This window comes from Novosphingobium sp. CCH12-A3, from assembly GCF_001556015.1.
Taxonomy (GTDB): Bacteria; Pseudomonadota; Alphaproteobacteria; order Sphingomonadales; family Sphingomonadaceae; genus Novosphingobium; species Novosphingobium subterraneum.
Map to the genome: position 1 here is coordinate 1 of NZ_LSIA01000285.1, position 18706 is coordinate 18706.

An 18706-nucleotide genomic window follows, 5' to 3' on the forward strand; every position below is an offset into this window, starting at 1 on the left:
AGCAAGATCAACTATCCATGATAGCACTCCTTAATTTCCGCCGTTACGGCGCACCGTTGAACACGGTGAAGCGTTTGAGGAACGGCACCGCGCGGGCTTCGCCGCCGGTCTGGCGCGCGCGTTCCTTCTCGGCTTCGGGGGTGAAGCGGTCGGCATAGACAACCCTTGTCCCGCGCTCGCCTTTCCTGACATTGCCGCCCGCCTCCAAGGCTTGGCGGAAGGTCAGCCACGATTGCGACGGATAGCCGTTCTCGATCACTGCTCCCCACAGGATCAGGACATTGACGCCGCTGTAATTGCGGCTGGTGAGCCCGTTGCGCGGGAGGCCGGGGGCGGCGGAGAAGCCTTGACCATTGGGGCGGCCCCAAGGCTGGACCCAAGGGAAGCGGCCCGCCTCAAGTTCGGAAACAATGCGGCCCGTCACCTCGTCGTAAAGATTGGCGCGCTCCGCCGGGGGCTGGCGTTTGCTGCCCTCTGCGCGCGCGCGTTGGCTGCCGGTCTGGTGCATGGCTATCCTCCAATGCCGCCCCAAAAACCCCAGGGCCTCCCCCGGAGCGGGGGTGGGCGGCGAATTGCGACCTGCCGGGCGCGGCCAGGAGGCGGTCCGCACCCGCAGGGCCGAAATGCAATGGAGGAGCCGGACCCGAGCGCAGTCGAAGGCCGGCTTGCGGGACGCCGGGCCGGGCCCAGAAGGGAGCGCCGCCCACCCGCGCGACGAGGGGAAGGCCCAACGAAAAATGCCGCCGCGCCGGTCAGGCGCGGCGACGACAGGCCGGAGCAAGGCTCCGGCATCCCGCCAGTCCGATCGTCACCTTTGGCCGGGACGCGCGAAGCGTGGCCCGGTGGAGCTTGGCGAACGGATGTGAGCCTAGCGGAATAGAGCGGCGGTCGCGCCGCAGGCGCGAGGCGCCTGAAAACCCGGATGCGTCAGGTCAGACCCTGCCGTCTTGAAGCACTCTCGTCGTGGTCGCCATGCGCGCGGTGACACGAGGAGCGAGCACTCGGCCCACTGGCCCCAACAGATCAACCGTGCAGCGGGGATCCGTTCGAACCGGTGCAAGCGGTCATCGCGGGCAACAGGCTCATCATGGCGGCACCGGCGATGATGATCGCGCCGACCGCCGCGGCGATGCCGGTCGCGGTCGGCCCCGCACCGCCGAGCTGCATCAGGCTGGAGACGACACTGCCGCCGGCGATCCCGGCGGGCACGGCGAAGAGAAGCGCGATCGCTCCGCGAAGCGGAACGGGCAACCGCGACGCGATGAGCATGCGTCCGATCAGCAAGACCGCGACGCCGACGACGAGGCCGAGAAGCAGACCGAGCAACGGCCCCAGTTCGCCACCCCCCGCCCACAGAAATGCGGCCGCACCGAGCCCGACCGGGAGTGCGAAGACGGCGAGCCGGAACATCGCCCAGGCGAAGAGGACGATGCCGGTGGCGGACAGGATCAGACCGAGCAACATCACGACCAACTCCATAGGCTCGGAACATAGCAGAAACACGATTCGGCATGAAGCCCCGATCGGCTCGCACTATGGGCGGTCTGGCGCGTTCTTCTCGGGCGACGTCGATCGCAGCGCGACGAACAGCGTGGCCGCACCGGCTTCGCTCCGGCCGGCAGGGGGCCGGTCGCCGATCGCGAAGAAGATGGCATTGACGGTACGCGGCGTTGCACTGGCGGCCGTGACAGCCGACCGGGAATTGACGGGCACTCCGGCGACGCTCGCGAGATAGGCGCGGGTCTCACCGGGCAGCGCGCGGCCGGTCCGCACGTGCTCGGCATAGCGTGCCGGTCCCGCGTTATAGGCTGCGAACAGTCCGGGATAACCGAAGCGGTCATACATCAGACGAAGATAGAGCGTCCCCGCCAATATGTTGTCGCGCGGGCTATGGGGATCACGTCCGAGCCCGAGCCGCGCGCGCATTTCGGACCAGGTGCCGGGCATGAGCTGCATCAGTCCCATCGCGCCGGCGTGGCTGGTAATCGGGCGCCCGTCCAGCACCGTGCGCCCGCCGCTCTCGGCGCGCATGACGCGCTCGATCCATTCTACCGGCACGCCGAAACGCGCCGAGGCTGCCTCGATATAGGGCCGCCAGTGAACGACCGACTGCGCGTCAGCCGGTGCCGCCGCCAGCAGCGCCAGGGCGGTGATGGCGACCCTCAGCCCAGCCACAGCAGTCGCACCTCGCCGATGACGTCGCCGCGCGATGTCGGTCCGAAATAACGCCCATCGAACGAATCCGGGCTGTCCATCAGCAGGAACAATGCGCCCGAACGCAACATCACGCAGCCATTCCACCACGGCATCGGACGGTCGCGGCCATCGGCTTCGCGGCGTTCGGCCACCGGGTGGCCGTTGACATAGATCTCCCGCCCGCGCGCACAGACGCGATCGCCGGGCGCGGCCGCGACGCGCTTGACCAGCGGGATATTGATCGGAATGTAGCGCCGCTCGGCGGCGAGCCGGCGCCAGCGGTCGGGCACCCGGACCAGCACCATGTCGCCCGATGCGATGTCCTGCCGTCCGCTGACGGCATAGAGACCGATCGGCGCGCTGGCCGATGCGTTCCAGACCAGCCACGGCGTTGGCGGCAGCGCGATCGTGGTCGCCAGCGCGGCCGCGCCGAGACCGATCAGCGCGGTGGGTTTAGCCGGCAGACGGGAGGGTAGCAGCCTAGCCATTGCCTCCCTCCCGCATGTTCGCGCGCGACCAGGCCTCGATATCGTCGATATGGTAGCGCCAGACGGTGCCATGCTTTCGGCACGGCGGGCCGCGCCGCTCCCGGCGCATCTTCTTGAGCGTGTCCCCCGCGAGACCGAGATGGAACGCGGCCTGCTTGGTTGTCAGAAACGGGCAATGCTCGCGTGCCCGCCGAGCGCGCTCCGCGGCCGACGACGCCGTGGCTCCACCGTCCACAGCGGATGAATCCGCCTCGATCCGTGTTCGCGCGCCGCCGCCTGCTTCGGGGTTTGGATCGTGTGTCATGAGTGCAGCGCCCGGTCCGACGAACCCGCGTTACCCGCCGATCAGGCCCGCACGCGCGGCTTCCTGTTCGGCGACATAGGCATCCAGCATGTCGGCCTGGCCGGGGAGCAGCGCGTCGATCGCAGGGAGGCCGTCGATATCGTCCCGGTGAAGCAGCACGGACGGGCACTGGCCTTCGACATTGCCGAGATTGGGGCGATGCTGGGCATAGCCGATGAGCGCGGCCAGATCGGGATCGAACGCTCGAGCGATGGCGGGCGGATAGACGAGATACTGATTCTCGAACGTCCGCAGCCATCCGAGGCAATAGGAGGTGATGACCGCGCGGCGCACATGATCGGACTGGTTAGCGCCGGCACCATGCAGGATCGATCCGAGGAACAGCAGCGCGGAGCCGGGTGGCATTTCGGCGGCGACCGGACGTGCATCGCCCGGTTGCGATGCCGCATCGTGATGGCTGCCCGGCCAGACCAGCGTCGCGCCACTCTCCAGCGTGAACGGATCGATCGGCCAGATGACGTTGATCTGATAGTGCATCCCGGTCTTGACGCCGCCCCAGAGATCCTGGTCGCGGTGCGGCACCTGCGCGAGCGCGCCGGGATGGATTTCGATCGCCTGGGTGAGGTTGAGAACGATACGATCGCACCATTCCCCGAGCACCGTTTCGGCGATACCGCGGATGATCGGGTGCAGCACAAGGCCGGCGATATGCCGTGAACGCCGCAACAACGCGCCAAAGCGCTTGGTGCGGGCTCCGTAGAATCCGCCTTCGCAAAAGGGCGTGGCGACGAAGCGCGGTGCGAGTTCGGCTTCGAGCGCGGTGATTAGCTCGGTCGGCACGGCGTTATCGACAATGACATAACCGTCGGCGAGCAGCATCGCGGCGAGGCGGGCGGGGTCGTGCATCGCCATTCCCTTCACGCGGCTCTTGCCGCCGCATCGGGAGTGATCGCACCCGGTACATAGATGCCGTTCGACGCCAGCAGCGCAGGCGTACCGGCGCAGATCTCGATGCGGAACGCTCCAAGGAACGCGCCATCGATGCGGCGCGCGGGGCCGAGCGGCGCTGCGCGCCAGCCCATCGCCAAAACCTCCTCGCGAAAAGCAGCGGTCACGACGCCGGTTAGCATGGTGATTCCGCTGCCGAGCGCATGATCGACCATCGCCGAGATGAGCCGGTTGCGGACACGCAGGCGTCCGGGGGCGCCCAATCGTTGCGGCAGGCAAAGTCGCGTAATCTCGCGAACCTGCTCCCCCCGGGGCGCATCGCACTCGCAGAGCGACGCGAAACGATCGGCGAGAAGATGTGCGCCCTCTGTCGATAGCAGCCGCATCGACCCCTGGTGAATGCAGCCATCGTCGGTGGCGATCAGATAGACCGCCTTGTCGCCGTCATAGCTGTCGATTTCATAGCGGCCGCCGACGACCGGAACATCCCAGCCCAGCAGATCGACGAACAGGGTCTTGCGGTCCTCGAACATCGAGGCGGCGCGCGCATCGGTAAGCGAGCACCCTTTGACAATATGGATCATGGCAGTAGCTCCCGTTCAAATTGAACAGTCGCGAAGGGAGCAGAGATGAAGGGCTCAAACAGTCGTCAATATTGAGGATGCGGCGATCCCGCTCAGAACCGCGGGACGATCTCCTCGATGCAGACGATTCCGCAGGCGAGCGCGATCGCCGGGAGCTGCGCGCGGGAATAGATTCCGAAATGTTCGCGCAGGTCACGCATGTAGGTGCGCACTGTCGTCGGGGCGATGTTCATCATGATCCCGATCTCGACGTCGCTCTTGCCCATCGCCGCCAAGCGAAAGCATTCGAGCCGCTTTGGGCTGAGATGGGGTAATTTCAGCGGGCGCGCCGGAAAGCCGTGCAAGCGCCGCGCCTCGGTAAACGCCTCGCTCGCCATCAGCGTCGCGATCCGGCAGATATGCGATGGCGGCAATTGCCCGTCGCGCGTTGCGAACGTACAGCATCCGGGCGGCTCGCCGGCGACGCCAATCGGAACGGTGAGGCCGTTGCGCAGGCCATGACGCGCGGCTTCGCGCACGATGCGCGCCTGTCGCCGCGTGAAGCCGCCCAGCAGTCGCTCCATTTCGTGCCAGCAGAACGCCCGGCTTGTCGAGCGCGCCGCGAGCAAGGCGGGATCGTCGCGGTAATAGCCTTCGGCGACGAAAACGTCGCCCCAGCTCTGGAAATTGTCCATGCGGAAATATCGCCCACCGGGCTGAAAGAAGGCCATGCTCTGGACGATCGCGAGCCATGGGAGGCCGAGCTGGCGTGCGGCGGCCTCGCTGCAACTGAACAGCTCGCGATCACTGTTCGCGCGCCTGGCCTGCTTAATATAGGCATCGAGGTCGCGAAACGGCACCGAGGGGCACTCCTTTCGACGCGCGCGTTGCGGGCGCGTCTATCGGGCGCGTGGTTCCAGCCCACGCGCGTGCAGCCCCCGATGATTTACTTGGTCTTGCTCGGCCGCCCCGTCGGCTTGTGCGGATGGCGCCGGAGCGTCACCGCCGGGCGCGCCAGTATCGCGCCGATTTCCAGTTCGTCGTCCGAAACGATCGAGATCGATATCCGGCCGGACAAGAGATAGACGGCATTAACGCCGAGTGCCTTCGCGAGCCGCTCCATTGCTTTCAGCGTCGGGCTCGACCGGCCATTTTCGATCGCACTCAGATAAGAGCTGCTCGTGCCCGCATCATGGGCGAGCGCTTCTTGCGTGATGCGCATCGCAAGCCGCAATTTCCTGAGATTCAAACTGAAGGACTTCGACGCATCCATAAGGGCGTAAGTTCACGCCCTGCGACCATTACTCCACACTGGATACAGGTTGGAGTTATTATCTATATTATTACGTTTTTACAAATATTTAAATGAGATTCCCGAACAACGCGCACTCAACTCTGATGCGGATTCTCAGGCGCGCCAAAAGACCGCATTCGGACGGTCGAATCGGTCGATGACCGAAGCCCTCACGCCAGGACATTGGCCGTGGACGCCGCAGTGGAAATCCCATCGGCGTCGTCACATCCGGGGCGAGCATTGATTTCAAGCGCCGAGCGAATCACGATGCGAACAACGTCCCGTGGACACGTCCGCAATCGCCGTTCCGGCGTGGCGTACAGGAATCATCGGATAGTTTGACGTGCCTGTGTGTCGTTGTCTCCTTTGATTTGAATGCAGCGCAGCGAAGCGGAGCGTCGCATTGGTTCATAGTTATGAAATCACCGTTCGTGTCGGGCCGCTGGCCGCCCACCATGCCAACCGACTACTCGCAACAGTCGGTTCTGGCGGTAATCCCGCAGCGGTCCGGTTTGCTCCAGCCCCGCCGAATTGTACTCGGATCTTCATGATGCAGCGGGATCGGTCCGGGGATCGGTAGTGACGAGCCCGAAAAACGTGGCGCCGGCATTGCCTGGAGGATATTGTCGATCTCCCGATAGACGCCTCGCGCTGCCATATGAGGATGGCGCGCCGCTTCGTCCGGATCAAGCACGGGGGCAAAGCAGGCATCGCTGCCTTCCAGCAGTGTGCGCCATTCTTCCCGTGTCCGCATGGCGAATATCTCGCTAAAACGCTGCTTGAGCTCGGGCCAGGCATCACGATCATAGCCGTCGTCAAAACTGCTATCGCCGGCCAACCCCAGCTTTTTGCAAAGCAGCGCATAGAACTTGGGCTCGAGTGATCCGACTGAGATGAAATTCCCGTCGGCGCACCGATAGGTCGAGTACCAGTGAGGGCCGTCAAGGATGCTGCAGCCGCGTATGCTGGCAACCTGGCCGGCGGCCTTCAGGCTCAGGAGCAAGTTCATCATGTGAGCGCTCCCATCGACGATCGCGGCGTCAACCACTTGCCCATTCCCGGTATCCCGCGCGTGCATTGCCGCTGCGAGGACGCCGATGGCCAAATAGAGCGCTCCACCCCCAATATCGCCTACCAGGCTTGGCGGCGCCATTGGCGGTTCACCGGGATGCCCAGCATACCAAAGGGCTCCTGACAGCGCGATATAGTTGATGTCATGGCCGGCCGCTTGGGCGAGAGGTCCCTGCTGCCCCCAACCCGTCATGCGACCGAATACAAGGCGGGGGTTACGCGCTAGGCAAACCTCGGGACCAAGGCCGAGCCTCTCCATCACCCCAGGCCGCATGCCTTCGATCAGTACATCGCCCCTTTGGACGAGATCCAGGACATGCGCGACGCCTTCGGGGGACTTCAGATCCAAGGCAATTACACGTTTCCCGCGGTTCACAATGGCGCCGCTGCCAAGATCGATATTTTCGGAGTTAGGGCTTACGCGTTCAATGACGACGACATCGGCGCCAAGGTCGGCCAACAGCATTCCGCAAAACGGCGCCGGGCCGATGCCCGCAATTTCGAGTATTTTGAGGCCTGCAAGCGGACCAGTTTTCGTCATTCAGGCATACCTGCGTCTGAGACCTTGGCGCTTTGATCCAGGCCGTTTCGCCGCTCCAGATTTCGAGACGGGTTGCAGTCGTGCTGGGCGGCAGTGTCGAAAGTAAGATTGGCAAAATGACCTTGATTCGCCTAATTCATTCTCTGGAGCAATTATTCCTGTGGGGCATGTCCATGCTCGATTCTCGCCTCAAGCATGCCGTCGCGGTTGGTCAGCTTCGTTCCTTCTCCAGGGCAGCGGATGCGGTTGGTGTCACGCAGTCGGCGGTGACCAAGAGTGTCGCTGAACTCGAACGGCATCTTGGCTATTCCCTTTTCCATCGGACCTCACGGGGCGCGATGCCGACAGAGGAGGGACGCGAATTTATTGATCGCGCAGCGCGCTTGCTTGCCGACGCAGCTGAACTACTCGGAGATACAGCCCGCCGCGCCGACGCCTATGCGGGCCCGCTTCGAATCGGACTGTTCCCAGGGTCAATCGACTGGTTGCTCACCCAACCTCTGGTTTCTTTGCTGCGGCGCCATCCGGCAGTGCGCGTCGAAGTCGTTTCGGGCAACAGCGAAAGGGGCGTGCGACTCCTGTCGCGCGGCGATATCGATGTCGCCTTTGGACTTGAAGCGGCCTTTGCACGCTGGCCGGAATTCAAGTGCGAGCGGGTCGCCTCGATCGAAATACTGCCTTTTGTGCGGAACAATCATCCCATTCTGGGGATAAACCCGACCAGCAAGGAGCCGCTGGTCCAGTTCGAATTCGTAGTGCCCTCATCTTCCGAACCCTACACATCGATCATTCAGCAGATGTACGAAAAAAGCGGTAAGCGTCCCGCTGACTGGATCCACATGACAGACTATTTTCAATTGGTTCGACGGATCGTTGCCACATCCGATGCTATCGGGATGGTTGCAAAACAGTTCACCGAGAACTCATGGTTTCGCGCCAATTTCGTGGCCTTGGAGGGAATCGGTTTATTCGATCCATTGACGCTTTGTTATGCTGTGCGTAGCCGCTGGCAGGTAAAACCGGCTGGCCGTGCGCTCGTCAGCCTTGTTCGTCAGGCATGGCGCACCGCATCATCGGATTAACGGCAAGGGGGCGGGGTGCGATCGGAAATCCGCTGCATCCGTCGCGATCAGCTAGAGCATTTCGCGCAGAAGTGGGAACCGGCTTTCCGGCAGGAAATGCTCTAGCAAATTGATCTTGGGCATTTTCCGAGTTGGCGGGTGATTCCACTCGCCTCGAAAATGGCCTAGAAGCTAATCGCCACTTCTCCGCCGATGACGCGCCCCCTGTTTAGCGGTGAAAGGCTTGCACCCGTGCCCCCGAAGGCCGCCGGCAAAGGTGTATCGCCGCCAATCGTCACCTCATTCAGGAGGTTTCGGCCATAGATGGAGAAGCGCCAGTGCTTGTTGTCGGTCGCCAATGTGAGGCTCGCATCGAGCATATCGGCGCCCTGAAGGAAGCCGACGTTGTTGTCGGTGAATGCCGCCTTGTCGCGATGCGTGAAGCTGACACGCGCCGTTGCTGTCCCCAATTCGCCAAGCTGCTGATCATAAGTCAGCCCCACGCCATAGGTCCATGGCGACAGCCTTGGCAATTTGAGCGCACGATCCACATCGTTGATGACGCCATCACCGCTGAGGTCGAACTGGACGTTGCGATACTGGCCATTCACGTAGCCGAGCTGACCCGAAATCACGAGGTTGGACAAAAGAAAAAACTGCCCCTCGGCCTCGACGCCTTTGATTGTGGCGTCGGCGGTGTTCCGTATGACCTGGCTGACGCCAAGCGGTCCGGGCAGGTTGATCTCGCGCTGCAGGTCCTTCATGCGATTGTAGAAGGCCGCCAGGTTGATCCGGTGGCGCCCGAATTGCTTCTTGGCGCCGAGTTCGAAACTGTCCTGGGTCTCTTGATTGAATGGCCCCGGCGGCACAGCGGGATCGGTGTTGCGCAAATTATATCCGCCGCTGCGGAACCCGCGCGTGTAAAGGCCATAAATCTGCGTGTCGTCATCCGGCTTCCACTGAAGGCCGATTTTCGGCGTAAACCCTCGCCATTTTGCCGCGTCGGCGAAATTGGTTGCACAGATCAGCGTGTCTAGATTGCAACCATTTGCGCGTAAGGCCGAGACCCGAACGGCTTTGCGTTCCCAACTATACCGCGCGCCGAGATTCAAGGTCAGCGTATCGGTGAAATGCCAGTCGGTCGAAGCAAAAATGCCCCATGTTGTCTGGTCTTGCGTACCCCCACCGGAAACGATCCGAGCACCGCCCAAAAGATTCCGCAGCTCGGCGTAACGAAGATCCTGGGAAAAATAGTATAGACCGGTTGTCAATTCGACGTCACCGAACCTTCCGGCATAACGAAGTTCGTCGCTGAGTTGATCCTGGTCGATTTCGAAAAAGGCATGAAAGAAGGACTGTGGTGTTCCATCGATATCAGCGCCCGCGGAGGATCGGAATTTCCGATAGCCAGCGATGTTGGTGAAGACGCCTTCGCCCAGACCAACATCGATGTTGGTTTCCACGATCGCCTGGTCCCATTTGGCATCATAGAAACCTGGGAAATTGATCGAAAACCTGAAGCTGTCGCGGGGAAACAGCGCGTGACTCTGGACAGGGGCTCCATCGCTTTCGACATCGCCATGCTCATAGCGGAGATCCATTCGGAAGCGGTCGCCACCCTTGAGCGAAAGTGCCGGGCGAATGATAAGGTCATGTGATTTACCGAAGCTGCGATTGTCGAAGCGGTTGCGAAACCAGCCATTGTCGTCGCTGTAGTAGACGGCCAATTTGGCAGCCAAAACGTCATCGACGATAGGTCCGGTAACCGTGCCGCTTACGGTCTTTTTCAGTCCCGTTTCAATGGATAGCTTGGCTTTGGCTCCAAAATCGAAGCTGGGCCGCGTGGTCCGCACAACCACGGCACCGCCGGTAACGTTGCGACCGAAAAGCAAGCCTTGCGGTCCACGCAGAACTTCGATCCCCTCAAGGTCGAAGTTGTCCAGCACGACACCAGCGTTGATGCCGAGGTAAATACCGTCAGTGAAAACGCCTACGGTGGGGTCGATCGATGGGATCGTGCTGTTGATGCCGAGGCCCCGGATAGTGAAATTGGCATAGCCCGGTGCCGTACCCACATCCTCGAGCTGGACGTTGGGAACGTCGTAGCTCAGACTTTGAAGATTCTGGACGAACTTGGCATCCAGCTGCGCTTCACCAAAAGCCGTGACCGCCATCGGTACTTTCTGCACGCTTTCGCCATAGCCCTTTTTGGTGGCGGTAACGACAATGTCCTCAGCCAGCGCTTCCGTGGCGCTCCCGGTTTGGTCGTTCGCCTAGGGCGTTGCTTCCTGGGCAAATGCTGTTCCCGAGCACAACAACGCGGCAGAAGCCAATAGACATCCTCTCATGGCTGATCCTCTCTTCCCAGGAGATATTGTGTAGTTCATGCCGTTTGGCGGCATTTGAGGGCCGTCGTCCAATTCAATTCGCTGCAGAACTATTCCTGCTGCTCATCGATATCTGGCGGCAGCACGACGCCATCGGCAGCCCGACGGCCGCTCAAAAATATCATGGTAATTCATCGGGTTGATTACGCTCTCAGCGCCCGTTCTACCGCCTCAAGGCTGTCATTCAGCCCGAGCGGGTGCTCGGCATCCGTGAAGTCGACAATTCTACCCCAGTGCCGGGCGACATCATCGAGCGTGAACGCCCTGTCCGCTCCGAAGGCGTGCCCAAGCGCGCGCTCCCACCTAAGCTTGGCGATATAGCCGGCTCCAACTTCAAAAAGCCCTTTGGTTTCGCTGCAATTCTCGTGCGCAAGCCAACCGACCAATGGACTGATCGCTTCCGCTCTGAGATTGGCGAGAAACTCTTGTGGAAAGGCAGTCGCGGTCATACGCGATGCGGCGATTGGGGCGATCGTATTAACCTGGATGTTTCTGGACCGCCCCTCCTCCGCCAGCGCGTTCGCAAGCCCCAATATTCCGAGCTTGGCTGCGGCATAGTTGGCCTGACCGAAGTTGCCGTAGATTGCGGCTGCAGACGTGGTCATGACGATGCGGCCATAGCCCTTGTCGCGCAGTATCGGCCATGCTGCCTGCGTCACTGCCCGCGTCCCATTCAGATGGACCCGCTGAAGCAGTGTCCAGTCTTCGTCGGTCATTTTGTGGAAGCTCACATCGCGCAGGATGCCGGCATTGTTGATGACGACGTCAACGGTTCCGAAGTTGTCAACCGCGGCTTGGATGATCAGCGCGCCCTCCTCGACCGACGCATAATTTGCCACCGCCTGACCGCCCGTGGCTCGAATTTCGTCGACCACATTGTCAGCGGCTGTGGAGCAGCTGCCGCTCCCTTTCTCGTCGCCACCCAGATCATTCACCACCACCTTGGCTCCGCGCCCGCCAAACATCAGCGCGTACTGGCGCCCAAGTCCGCCTCCGGCTCCGGTCACAACCACTACCCTGCCATCGAAACGAAGCTCTTCGTCCATCGCTTGTCTGCCTCTTTTACCTGAGCGACGCATCTGCGCATTTGATCCTGTGCGAGTCAGGCACGCGGCTCCATTTCCGTCGACGCTGTCGTTTTCGTCTGAGCCTTACCGAAAGGCTTGAATGCCGGTCAGGGCGCGCGAAACAACAAGCTTTTGAATCTCCGTCGTGCCATCGGGGATGGGGCAAATGATCGCCTCACGCACCAGCCGCTCAACGATGAATTCGCGGGTGACGCCGTTGCCGCCATGGATCTGAAGCGCATCGCGCGTCGCTTCGATCGCCATTTCGGTGGCGTACCACTTGGCCATCGAGCATTCCGTCTCTGCGCGCGTGCCCGCCTGGACGAGGGATATTGCCCGGTGCGTCAACAGACGGGCTGCGTCGATCTTGGTCGCCATGATGGCGATCTTGTCGGCGATCAGCTGATGGCCGGCGATCTTCTTGCCATGCTGCGCGCGATCGCGAGCGTACGCGATCGCCTCATCCATTGCTCGCCGTGCGATGCCGATACTCCACATCGCCATATGGCAGCGGGCAATCTCGAACACTTGCAACGTATTGCGCAATCCATCGCCGACCCGGCCGATCGTGTTTGCCACCGGTACGCGGCAATCGGACAGGAATATCTGTGCAGTCGATTGGCCGTTGAGCGCCATCTTCTGGATATCGCGCACCTCATACTCACTCTCGTCACGATCGACCAGGATGTGAGTGACTTCATTTTCGCCAGTCTTGCACGTACAGATGAAGATGTCCGAGTAGGCTCCGTTGGTGATCCAGGTCTTTTCGCCATTGATGACCCAGAAATCGCCGTCTCGTACGGCGCGTGTCTTGATGGCGGCGACGTCCGAGCCGACATCGGGCTCCGAGATGCCGAGCGAAACGAACTTCTCGGCCGCGACGAGGTCGGCAAGATAGCGTTGCTTGATCGTCTCCGGGGCGAAGCGGCGGATGAGTTCTGCGCCAACCGCGTTGATGAAGCCGGGTATGGCCACATCGAGCGAGGAATAGGCGATCTCCTCGAAAATGAGCAGATGAGTGAGCCATCCCATATCAAGCCCGCCCCATTGCTCCTGATGCGGTGCGGTAATATGGCCATAGCCGGTCAGTGCTTGAGTCCATTCCTTCATGAGCGGTTTGGGGATGAATCGCTCCCCATGCCGGCGGATTTCCGGCTCAAGCTTGTTGTCGAGAAAGCGGCGGACGGTTTCCACCGCCATGCGTTGTTCATCGGACAGCTCAAAGTTCATATCGTGACCCCGTGTTTCCCTAGGCGCGCTCTGACAACTACCGGCCCAGGATCGTGACGGCGACCACCGCCTCTTCCACCCCGATGACACCTCCGCCGTTCTGCGCGATCGCGAACCGGGCATTCGGAACCTGTCGATCTTCCGCCTCGCCGCGCAATTGCAGCGCAAGCTCGTAGATTTGGCCGAGCCCGGTGGCGCCGATCGGATGTCCCTTGCATTCAAGCCCGCCCGACGTGTTTACCGGAATACGCCCACCCAGCGCCGTCTCACCGCGCTCTGCCGCGAGTCCGCCCTCGCCAGGCGGCGTCAGGCCGAGCGCCTCGATTTCAATGATCTCGCCAACCGCCGTGGCGTCATGCACCTCCGCGACGCCAATATCTTCTGGCCCCACGCCGGCCATCGCATAGGCCCGGTTCGCCGCAAGGCGGCTGACATGGTGGTCATAATCAAAGGGATCGCGCGCGGCGCCGGTTTGCAGCACAGACGCCAGGATTCTTAGCGCCCTGTCCGGGGCTGCCGACAGTTTGCGCCGACCGGCTTCGCTGCAGATGATCGCAGCGGCGGCGCCGTCGCTGATCGGGGAGCACATCGGCAGTGTGAACGGGTAAACGATCGGAGGCGCAGCGAGTACACTTTCGACGGTATATGGGAGGCGATACTGGGCAAGCAGATTGCGCGTCGAATGCATGTGATTTTTCGCCGAGACGGCCGCGATTTGCGCTTGCGTCGAGCCGTAGGTCTTCATGTGCGCGCGTGCCATCGCGGCGTATACATCCATGAAAACGCTGTAAGGCTGACTCGATGTCGTTCCTTCCGGAACATCGACGCCATTGCCCATGGCCAGCAGCTGCGCGCGGCCCGACTCGGTTTCATGCACGTCCCAAGCGCCATCGAATGCACTGAACATGAGCGCCTTGTCGGGCGAGTACATCTTCTCCGCGCCGAGCGCGAGTACGACATCCGCTGCCCCCGATCGAACATAGGCGGCGGCCATGTGCAAGGCCGTGGAAGCCGTCGCACATGCGTTTTCGACATTCACCACGGGAACGCTTGAGATGCCCATCGCTCGCGCCACGATTTCGCCGCGGATCATGTCCTGGCCCTCCATATGCCCCTGGACGCAATTGCCGAAGAAGATGGCTTCGACATCGCCGGCGGTGCATCCTGCGTCGGAAAAGGCCTGCGACGAAGCTTCGGCGCAGAGCATTTTCAGGCTCTTGTCGAACTGTTTTCCGAACGGGGTCATCCCAACCCCCATGACGAATATGTCGGTCATTCGTTGATCCATTCTTCCAATGTGTTCCGCATCCGATCAGGTCTCACCGGTCGGAAAAATCGGGCTTCCGCTTCTCCCGGAATGCCGCCAGTCCTTCGACAATGTCGTTGGACAAGGCGTAAGCAGCCATGGTTTCGAGTTCCTGACGCAGCCCGACTTCGAGCGAGCTATCCTGCGCAGCGCGGACTAGCTGCTTCATGTAGGCGAGCCCTGGCCGGCTCTTTTCTGCAAGAGATTCTACCAGCGCTTGCGCTGCCGCAATGAGATCCTCGGGAGCAACCAGTTGGGTCACGAGTCCGGCTTCCTTCATCTCGGCAGCCGAGATGGTCCCGCCGGTCATCATCAGATGTTTCGCACGCGCTTCGCCGATCTTCCTAGGGAGTCGAACCGACCCTCCACCGCCGGGCAACAGGCCGTAATTTGCATGGGCGTCGCCAAATCTGGCCGGGTGCGCGGCAATGACGAGATCACAGCACAACACCAGTTCCAAGCCGCCGGCGAGCGTAAGGCCGTTGACCGCCGCAATTATCGGAAGGCGCGACGTCTCGATCCTGTTAAAAGCCTGACCGAGCGGCGGCAGAAACAGATTTAAGCGTTCGGCGAGAGTTTGTCCGCCTGTTCCATCGCCAATTGCGAGCAGATCCGCGCCAGCGCAAAACGCCCGTCCGGCGCCGGTAAGAATGCAAGCGCGCACCGTCGCATCTGCTTCCGCTGCCTCGATCGCTGCGGCGAGTTCCTCGGCCAAAGCCAACGACAGACTGTTCAACGCTGCCGGCCGGTTGAGGGTCACCCAAAGCGCTGGGCCGCGTTGCTCAACCAGGATGTATTCATAGTCCATTGCAGTCTCCCGCGCGCCGGCAGGCGGTCACCGGAATAGAGGATGTGGCTAGGATGGCTGCGTCGGTCATGCCCCCGAAATGCGCCGGTCCTGGCCCGCCCAATAGGGCTCTCGAAGCTTTGAACGAAGCACCTTTCCGACATTGCTCAACGGCAGTGGCTCGGCGGTAAAAACGACCTTGCTTGGCTTTTTTGCGGAGCCCAGACGCTGGCGCACCAAATCTATTATCTCGGTCTCCGTGATTTGTGCTCCGGGCTTGACACGCACCATTGCAAGCGGCGTTTCACCCCATTTTTCATGGGGCACGCCAAAGACCGCGACCTCGAGTACACCGGGATGGTCGGCAATTACGTTTTCGATTTCGGTGGGATAGATATTGAAGCCGCCTGACACGATCATGTCGTTGTTGCGATCGAGCAGATACAAAAATCCGTTTGTGTCGATCATGCCGACATCGCCGGTTTTGACCCAGCCATCTTCCATGCGCCGGGCGGTTTCCTCCGGATCGTTCCAGAATTCCTCCATCTGGCCATTTTCGAACCGTGCGACGATCTCGCCGGGCTCGTTTGGTCCCAGCACCTTTCCGTCCTCGTTACGGATTTCGATATCGGCGCCACTCATGGGACGTCCGACCGCCCGAATTGGGGCAGAACCTTCAAATTCGCCGAACCACTCGTTGGGCCCCATAGACGCGATGGGCAGGATTTCGGTCTGTCCATAGCCCGAATGAAGAACATGATTCCCGAATATCTGGCACGACTTGCGAAGCGTCGGCTCGGAGATCGGCGCTGAAGCACTCAGCAGAAACTTCAAATTCGGAAAGTGGCGGCCATATGCCCCGTCGTGATGCACTATGGCATTGAGCATGGTGGGGGCTACAAAGGCATGGCTGATCCGTTCCTGCTCGAGAGTGTCAAGAAAGGACGCTGGATCGAAGCCGTCCATCATCACGTTGCGGGCGCCGCAATACCAGGCCGGCACGAACAGGAAGCCCGATGCATGGGACAACGGGCCGACATGCAGAATGGCATCCCCTGGGGCCACTTGGGGGCCGATGCTGAAAAATGCGGCGGAGATCGTCATCCATGAACGGTGCCGATAGGCAACGCCCTTGGGTTTGCCCGTCGTGCCGCCGGTGTGGCGGATGACACAATAGTCCTCCGGCGCGACGACGGGATCAGGATCCCGGTCCGAGGCTGTCGCCAACCAATTCTCATAGTTGTGATCGCGGATAATGATCCGCTCAAGCGTCGGAGCTTGGGCATCCAGCCCCGCCAACTCCGAAGCCAATGCCTCATCGACCAGCGCCAACCGAGATCCGGTACTCGCGATCATATGGGCGTGCGCTTCACATCGGTTGCGCGCATAGAGAGGAACACGCGTATAGTTTCCAATGGCAGCCGCCAGTATGATGTCGGCGGCCTCGATGGAGTTCTTCTCCAGCGTAGCAATCCGGTCACCCGGTTGAAGGCCGCACTCCGCAAGAGCATTTGCGAGCTTCACGCCGCGCAACCAGGCTTCCGAGAAAGTCAACCGCCTGTGGCCGTGAACGAGAGCCTCTTGCTGGGCGAAATAACGTGCGGCGCGACGTATTTGCGTACGGACGTCCATCAGCCGCGCTCCTCTAAGGCGCTCGCCCACAATGGCGCAGTCGACACATAATAAACTGACATGCGATAGGCCTCTCCGGACTTCTTTTCGTAAGCATCTGTGTCTGCAGCATTGATCCAATCGTCCAATTCAATATTCTGCGATGCTATTCTTGCTGCTCATATTATCGTGCCGGATCATGTCGGCGGCTTTCTCGCCGATCATGATGCAGGTTGCATTGGTGTTGCCGTTGACGATTGATGGCATGATCGAGGCATCGGCCACGCGGATATTTGCGAGGCCGTGAACGCGCAGGCGGTTGTCGACCACCGCCATCTCGTCGGTGCCCATCTTGCATGTTCCCACCGGATGATAAGCATGATTGGCTTCTGCCCGGATATAGGCGTCGATCTCTTCATCAGTTTCAAGGTAGCGGTCAGGATAGAGAGGCCGTTTCATCATCGCCTTCATGCGATCCGAATGCAGGATCTCCTGCACGACACGGAAGGCATTGCGCAACGTCTTGAGGTCGTCGGGATGACTCAAGAGATTGAGGTCCATCTTGGGATCGGATTCGGGGTTTGAGTCATGTAAGGCAACCCAGCCGCGGCTCTTTGGGCGCCCAATATTGAGAATGATCGTATAGCCCCATTTCGTCATCAGCTTGTAGTCGCGCGCATGGTCGCGATAGGCGAGCGGCACGACATGGACCTGGCAGTCCGCCCGGTTCTGCCCCGGCGCGGATCGCAAGAAACCGCCTGCAGCCGTGGGCGGCGATGCCAGCCAGCTTTTCCTTTGCGTGAGATACTGGAATAGGTCTCGCACGGTCTTGAGCGCGCCAACGACATTGAGTGCGATCCCGAGCCGCTTCTTCGACTGGTAGATCAGCATCAGGTCAGGATGGTCGTGAAGATTCTGGCCGACACCGGGAATATCATGAATCACTTCGATTCCATGCTTCTCCAACTCATCACGCGGTCCGATACCGGAAAGCATCAACAGTTGGGGCGAATTATAGGCGCCGCCGCTGACAATGACTTCCTTTTCGCACGGGATCGTCTTCAACTGCCCGTCCTGGGAATACTCGACTGCCACCGCGCGGTTGCCCTCAAACCTGATACGATGGACGCGGGCATGTACTTCGACGCGGAGGTTGCCGCGCCTGCCCATCACCGGATCAAGGTAACACGCCTTCACGCTGGCGCGCTTCCCGTCCTTCACGGTAAACTGATAGATGCCGACACCTTCCTGGCTGGCACCATTGAAGTCCGGATTGGCTTGATGGTCCAGTCCAGTCGCCGCCTCGATGAAAGCATCATAGACATCGAATTCGCGCTTGCCGTTGGATACGTGAAGCGGTCCCGACGAGCCGTGAAACTCATCCTCACCGCGCTCATTATTCTCAGCCTTGCGGAAATAGGACAGGACATCGTTGTAACCCCAGCCGTCGTTGCCGAGTTCGGCCCAGTGGTCGAAATCCGACCGGTCGCCGCGGATATAGACCATCCCGTTCATACCGCTCGATCCACCCAGCATCTTCCCGCGCGGATTGTAGAGGCGGCGGTCGTTGAGCGCCTTTGAAGGGTCGGTGTTGAACCGCCAGTTGAGCGTATTGATCCGATAGTCTTGGATCAGCGCCCCAAAAGCGCCGGGCGTGGACACAAGCGGCGAGGTGCCTGGGCCGCCTGCCTCGAGCAGGCAAACGGTGACATCGGGGTCCTCGGACAACCGGCTGGCGATAACGCCGCCCGACGACCCACCTCCAATAATTACATAGTCAGCCATTTGCTTCCCTTGTCATTCGACCCATGCTGGCGACCCGGCGTCATGCAACATGCCAGCATCAACCGCC

General features: G+C 61.1%; 18 protein-coding genes and 1 pseudogene. 2 read left to right on the top strand and 17 right to left on the bottom strand.

The window, feature by feature from the left end; genetic code table 11:
• Positions 1 to 49: 49 nt before the first annotated feature.
• The 10 genes and pseudogenes from AX703_RS22580 to AX703_RS22625 form a co-directional block, all read right to left on the bottom strand.
• A pseudogene (locus AX703_RS22580) lies at positions 50 to 508 on the bottom strand (ArdC-like ssDNA-binding domain-containing protein); the annotation flags it as partial.
• A gap of 515 nt (positions 509 to 1023) precedes the next feature.
• Complete coding sequence (locus AX703_RS22585) at positions 1024 to 1464, bottom strand: hypothetical protein (RefSeq protein WP_155644762.1); 441 nt, start codon at positions 1462 to 1464, stop codon at positions 1024 to 1026.
• A gap of 69 nt (positions 1465 to 1533) precedes the next feature.
• The gene (locus AX703_RS22590; RefSeq protein WP_017499957.1) at positions 1534 to 2175 is read right to left on the bottom strand and encodes a lytic transglycosylase domain-containing protein; all 642 of its coding nucleotides are present in this window, start codon (positions 2173 to 2175) and stop codon (positions 1534 to 1536) included.
• Positions 2163 to 2684, bottom strand: coding sequence for a S26 family signal peptidase (locus AX703_RS22595; RefSeq protein WP_017499958.1), 522 nt, complete (start codon positions 2682 to 2684; stop codon positions 2163 to 2165). Before AX703_RS22595 ends, AX703_RS22590 begins: the two co-directional genes overlap by 13 nt.
• Positions 2677 to 2988 (bottom strand): helix-turn-helix domain-containing protein, encoded by a 312-nt coding sequence (locus AX703_RS22600; RefSeq protein ID WP_081095412.1) that lies wholly within the window; start codon positions 2986 to 2988, stop codon positions 2677 to 2679. Before AX703_RS22600 ends, AX703_RS22595 begins: the two co-directional genes overlap by 8 nt.
• Positions 2989 to 3018: 30 nt before the next feature.
• Positions 3019 to 3900: a phytanoyl-CoA dioxygenase family protein gene (locus AX703_RS22605; protein WP_017499960.1), complete on the bottom strand. Its 882-nt coding sequence runs from the start codon at positions 3898 to 3900 to the stop codon at positions 3019 to 3021.
• Between the two features lie 5 nt (positions 3901 to 3905).
• Positions 3906 to 4520, bottom strand: coding sequence for an acyl-homoserine-lactone synthase (locus AX703_RS22610; protein ID WP_017499961.1), 615 nt, complete (start codon positions 4518 to 4520; stop codon positions 3906 to 3908).
• Positions 4521 to 4612: 92 nt separating this feature from the next.
• The gene (locus tag AX703_RS22615) at positions 4613 to 5359 is read right to left on the bottom strand and encodes a LuxR family transcriptional regulator (protein ID WP_017499962.1); all 747 of its coding nucleotides are present in this window, start codon (positions 5357 to 5359) and stop codon (positions 4613 to 4615) included.
• 86 nt (positions 5360 to 5445) lie between these two features.
• A complete protein-coding gene (locus tag AX703_RS26985; protein ID WP_017499963.1) occupies positions 5446 to 5772 on the bottom strand; it encodes a helix-turn-helix domain-containing protein in 327 nt (108 codons plus the stop codon).
• A 487-nt stretch (positions 5773 to 6259) separates the two neighbouring features.
• A complete protein-coding gene (locus tag AX703_RS22625) occupies positions 6260 to 7405 on the bottom strand; it encodes a CaiB/BaiF CoA-transferase family protein (protein WP_026108913.1) in 1146 nt (381 codons plus the stop codon).
• A 32-nt stretch (positions 7406 to 7437) separates the two neighbouring features.
• Here AX703_RS22625 and AX703_RS22630 point away from each other — a divergent pair, with 32 nt between their 5' ends.
• The gene (locus AX703_RS22630) at positions 7438 to 8487 is read left to right on the top strand and encodes a LysR family transcriptional regulator (protein ID WP_026108914.1); all 1050 of its coding nucleotides are present in this window, start codon (positions 7438 to 7440) and stop codon (positions 8485 to 8487) included.
• Between the two features lie 164 nt (positions 8488 to 8651).
• Here the strand turns inward: AX703_RS22630 and AX703_RS22635 are convergent, their stop codons facing one another.
• Entirely contained in the window at positions 8652 to 10655 is a 2004-nt protein-coding gene (locus tag AX703_RS22635) for a TonB-dependent receptor (RefSeq protein WP_231735665.1), read from the bottom strand.
• Between the two features lie 107 nt (positions 10656 to 10762).
• Between AX703_RS22635 and AX703_RS26990 the strand changes: the two genes are divergently transcribed.
• Positions 10763 to 10996: a hypothetical protein gene (locus AX703_RS26990; RefSeq protein ID WP_082734761.1), complete on the top strand. Its 234-nt coding sequence runs from the start codon at positions 10763 to 10765 to the stop codon at positions 10994 to 10996.
• Here the strand turns inward: AX703_RS26990 and AX703_RS22640 are convergent, their stop codons facing one another.
• The 6 genes from AX703_RS22640 to AX703_RS22665 all read right to left on the bottom strand — a co-directional run bounded on the left by AX703_RS22640 (position 10997) and on the right by AX703_RS22665 (position 18639).
• A complete protein-coding gene (locus AX703_RS22640) occupies positions 10997 to 11899 on the bottom strand; it encodes an SDR family oxidoreductase (protein WP_011415065.1) in 903 nt (300 codons plus the stop codon).
• Positions 11900 to 12004: 105 nt separating this feature from the next.
• The gene (locus AX703_RS22645) at positions 12005 to 13150 is read right to left on the bottom strand and encodes an acyl-CoA dehydrogenase family protein (protein WP_017499968.1); all 1146 of its coding nucleotides are present in this window, start codon (positions 13148 to 13150) and stop codon (positions 12005 to 12007) included.
• 37 nt (positions 13151 to 13187) lie between these two features.
• A complete protein-coding gene (locus tag AX703_RS22650) occupies positions 13188 to 14426 on the bottom strand; it encodes a thiolase family protein (protein ID WP_011415063.1) in 1239 nt (412 codons plus the stop codon).
• Positions 14427 to 14469: 43 nt separating this feature from the next.
• Complete coding sequence (locus tag AX703_RS22655) at positions 14470 to 15264, bottom strand: enoyl-CoA hydratase/isomerase family protein (protein WP_011415062.1); 795 nt, start codon at positions 15262 to 15264, stop codon at positions 14470 to 14472.
• Positions 15265 to 15330: 66 nt separating this feature from the next.
• The gene (locus tag AX703_RS22660; protein WP_026108915.1) at positions 15331 to 16875 is read right to left on the bottom strand and encodes a class I adenylate-forming enzyme family protein; all 1545 of its coding nucleotides are present in this window, start codon (positions 16873 to 16875) and stop codon (positions 15331 to 15333) included.
• 129 nt (positions 16876 to 17004) lie between these two features.
• On the bottom strand, positions 17005 to 18639 hold the full coding sequence (locus AX703_RS22665) for a GMC family oxidoreductase (protein WP_082734762.1): 1635 nt from the start codon (positions 18637 to 18639) through the stop codon (positions 17005 to 17007).
• Between the last annotated feature and the right edge of the window lie 67 nt (positions 18640 to 18706).